We start from the raw sequence: 4,150 nt of genomic DNA, 5'->3' as shown, positions 1-4,150 counted from the left end.
ATGTTTCGAAGCCAGTTCCGCCAGCGTCAGTTCCCCACGGATCGCCTCCAGCGCAACCCGTGACTTGAACTCTGCCGCATACCGTTTCCGCGTAACCTTGCCCATAAAACCTGTCCTCGTTCAGGCCAGATGATAGCTTATCGCCCTGTCCGAAAAATGGGGACCACCTCTATTCAACACTTAAGCGCAGTCAGCTATCAATGCCCCTACACTTCAGATTTCTTCTTCACTCAACAATTTTTTCAAGGATATATGCATGGCGGTTGATGCCTCTCTCTTCTCTACTCCCAAAGCAAGGACAGCACCTTCTCAGCTGGCTTGGACGGAATGGCTGACAGTTCATGCGCTTCCCCTATGGAGCGATGCAGGCTTTGACGTAGCGCGTGGTCTATACCATGAACGACTTGATTGGGACGGATGTTCTGTCCAAATGAGTGAACTGCGCCTAATGGTTCAGGCACGGCAGATTTCCACTTACTGCCGCGCGGCGCTCGACGGATATTACGACGCTTCTACACAGGCATTGCGCTGCCTCGATACGGTTGAGAAACAATATCGAGGCAGAGACGGTGATATAGGATGGATCTTTTCGCTTGCGCCGGATGGGCGCCCTGCTGGTCGTCAACGCGATCTTTACGCACATGCTTTTATTCTTTTTGCCTACGGCTGGGCAATCCGGTTGACTGGAGAAGAAAAATATCGTAAAATCGCTAGTCAGACAGCTAAAGAAGCCGAGCAAATATTTTCCGCACCCGATGCAGGCTATATTGATACTGTACCACCTGCAGATTCCTTACGTCGACAAAATCCTCATATGCATCTTCTCGAAGCCTATCTGGTGCTTTTCGAGGTTACAGGAGACGAATATTATCTCGATAAGCTGCACAACCTCATTACGCTAGCTCGTAACCATCTGATCGACAATCGATCAGGTATGTTACTTGAGTTCTTCATTTCTTCATGGAAACCCGCAAGCGCTGCATCCCATAATCGCGTTGAACCTGGACATCTTTTTGAGTGGGCTTGGCTATTTAGCGAATACGAGCGTCTGGTCTCACCGCCAGATAAAGACAAATCAGGCCTTTCAGAAGTCGCAGAAAGTTTTTTTCAGTCTGCATGCCGTCATGGAATAGATTTGAAATCAGGCGTTGTGTTTGATGCGATGACAGAAGATGGTGTTCTCTTTGAGAAAACAGTTCGGATCTGGCCACAAACTGAATTCCTGCGATTGCTTTGTAAACGTCGGGAGCTCGGCATGGCGGACGATATTTGCGTAGCCAGCCTGGGAGCGAGTTTCCTGAAACGGTTTACTCCAGCCCATTTGAATGGCGGCTGGATTGATCGTTTTGACGAAGCAGGTACGCCTCTAGTCGATTATATGCCCGCCAGTTCACTCTATCATATCTACGGAGCAGCGCGTCAGTTATCAGGATCTAAAGGAAAATAAGAACGAATTGAACGCGACTGAAGATTTGAAAGGACAATTCCGTTTCCGAAATGTAAAGGCCATATCATCTGTCGTGAGCCGTCCAGTACGAATCTCCAGAAACTGCGCATCAACCAGGCGCAGTTAACATCGTCCATAGTGCCGCCCTATAATCGGGGAGGCTCAGGTTTCGTCAATGAAGACCAGTCGCTCCGGATCGATATCGGACTGGGCAAGCTGCTCTTTCTGATTTCAGTACTGAAAAGAGCGGCTTGCCCAACCTATTTTCATGGTCTCTTTACGAAACCTGTCTCAGGTCCGAATGGCTTCAATGATCTGCAGAGAAGTCTCATCGCTGTCGGACATATCGACGTTATGAATTGTAACCTGAAAGCCAATTTCCCTCAGGGACTGCGCTATCTCATTCACCTGCTTCAGAACCGCGCAGATATATTTACCGTTTGGCTTCAGAATACGATGCAGTGTCGGCAGGTCCTGCATTTGGCCCCCAGGATTGAGGAACAGGTCGATCAGGCTATCTTCATAAAGCAGCCTGTCGATAGGTTTTTCAGAACAGGTATATCCGTCCAGTGCCGATAGCACGGCGCGAAACGCGTCGCCCCTGCCGAATTCGTGAATCCGCAGATCCTGCAAATATGGAAGTGCTTCGCGCATCGTGTTGATACGCTGTCGATGCCACGGCGCCACCACGACCTGCGCCACACCGGCTCCAAGATTATCCACCCCACAGTTCGTGCAGTGCAGTCCCAGGCGCCAGTCGGCTTCTGCGTGACGCCCTTGCCGCGGACGGCTGCCACAAACCGGACACAGCGCATCTCCCAGAATACTCCGCAGGATCTCCCGCGCCCGGCTGGCGGAAAAGCGTGTCCGCACGACCTCCGCACCCGAGCGGATCAGAGTCCGACACAGGGCTTCGTCATCCAGAAGACAGATGACTGCCTGCGCGATATCCTCTGGCTTATCAGCAATCAGTGCCTCTTTCCCATCCTCAAGCTGGATACCCTCATTGCCGCAGGCGGTCGTGACAACCGGAATACCCGCCTGCAAGGATGTGACGATTTTACCCTTGACTCCGGCCCCGTAACGCAGCGGATTGACTGAGACGCGCGCCTTTTCAAAATAAGGCTCCAGTTCCGGCACGAACCCCGTTACCTTTACCCGCTCCGATGCCAGCGCCTGTACAGTCTGCGGTGGCACGTTCCCGACGATCCATAACGTGCTGTCCGGATGCTTCTCCCAGACCAGAGGCATAATCTCCTGACCCAGCCAGACCGCTGCGTCCACATTTGGCGTATGGTCAAAGCCCCCGACGAAAATCAGATCCGTGCGGCTTCCGAAATCGGCCGGCGCATCTGTCAGGTCCGTGTCGCCAAACAGATAGGGCGGTACGACCGTGACATTTGCATGCGGCACCTCGTGGAGGATATCGCGCTTTTCTTCCCTGCTTGGCGTCAGGACATGGTCCACGACATCAAAGATCTTCAGTTCCATCGGCTTGAGCCGCTGGGATTCCTGAAGCGCCCAGATGCTACCTTCCAATTCGTAGCGGCGCATCTCCCGCAGGTAATGCAGGTCATGAGTGTAATACAGAATTGGCGCACCGGTATGGCGCCGAAGCTGCGACAGGATCGGAAATGTCACATCCGGCCGCGCCGTCCAGATGAAATCGACGTAAAGCCCATAGGCCTTCAGCCAGCGGTCCAGTCGGTCCGGCGCGTGAAGGACCTCGATGCCAAGCTGCTGGAGAGCAGACGTGTAAGGTTCCAGCGGTTTGCCGTCCTGCGGGGCATAGATCACCCGCAGCCCCAGCTCCCGCATGAGGCGCAGGTACTGGAACAGCGTGACCGCTCCGGCATGTTTGTCATATTCCGGCACCTTGTCATCAATGACAAGGATAATGCCCCGCGGAGACGGCCGTTCGCGACTCAGGAAACTGGACGTGTCAGGCGCGGGTTGCGTCGCCAGGAGCGTCTGCCACTTGCGGCAGAAGGTCGCGTGGTTCTTCAGAGTCTGCCGGTCACGCATCTCCGTGCCATAGGAGGCGCTACCATGATGACGGACACGGCTCGCAGGCTGATACACGACCCGGTACCCCGCATCCCGGATGCTGGTGGCAAGATCGAACTCTTCGTAGAAAGCCGGAGCATAACGGCCGTCGAACCCGCCCATTTTCTCGAACAGATGGCGACGGACAAGGAAACAGGCCCCCGTCACCACATCCACTTCACGGACGTAATTGTAGCAGCCACGATCGGCCCGGTCATTCTTCCCGAACGGGTCGCCCCAGCCAGTTCCGTAAATGATTCCACCTGCCTCCTGCACGGTGCCATCACCGTTCAGAAGCTTGCAGCCCACGACGCCCACACAGGGGTCGGCTTTCATGACCGACAGCATCGGAGCCAGCCAGTTGTCCCCGACGGTCGTATCATTGTTCAGGAACATCAATTCGCGGCCCCGCGCCCGTCGCGCGGCGGTATTGCTGTTACCGAGAAAACCGAGATTCTCGGTATTGATGATCTGTACCGCACCCTTCGCGCCCAGAAGGGAAGCAATCGGCCGAGACGGACGGTCATCCGCAATAATGACCTCATACGGCTCTGTTGCACAATTCGTCCATTGTGCGTGCCGAAGCCATTCAGGACTTTGTCTTACGTGACAGGCTGTGTGAGGGGGACCCCGAGCGCCGTGAAGCGATTGAGTATG

Annotated in this window: 2 protein-coding genes; one reads left to right on the top strand and one right to left on the bottom strand. The window is 54.4% G+C overall.

The window, feature by feature from the left end:
• Positions 1-256 precede the first annotated feature (256 nt).
• Positions 257-1,447, top strand: a complete 1,191-nt coding sequence (locus HKD31_RS15705) for an AGE family epimerase/isomerase (protein WP_194265698.1) — start codon at positions 257-259, stop codon at positions 1,445-1,447.
• Between the two features lie 291 nt (positions 1,448-1,738).
• On the opposite strand, the gene HKD31_RS15700 is transcribed toward HKD31_RS15705, so the two are convergent.
• Positions 1,739-4,150: glycosyltransferase (locus HKD31_RS15700; RefSeq protein WP_194265697.1), on the bottom strand; the 2,412-nt coding region annotated here is incomplete at its 5' end.

The organism is Gluconobacter potus (assembly GCF_015244705.1).
GTDB lineage: Bacteria > Pseudomonadota > Alphaproteobacteria > Acetobacterales > Acetobacteraceae > Gluconobacter > Gluconobacter potus.
Note: the sequence above shows the minus strand (reverse complement) of the source record. Positions and strands in the feature narration are given on the sequence as shown.

Coding starts and splice junctions, on each gene's coding strand:
- HKD31_RS15705 (WP_194265698.1), top strand. CDS start 257: ATGGCGGTTGATGCCTCTCTCTTCTCTACTCCCAAAGCAAGGACAGCA.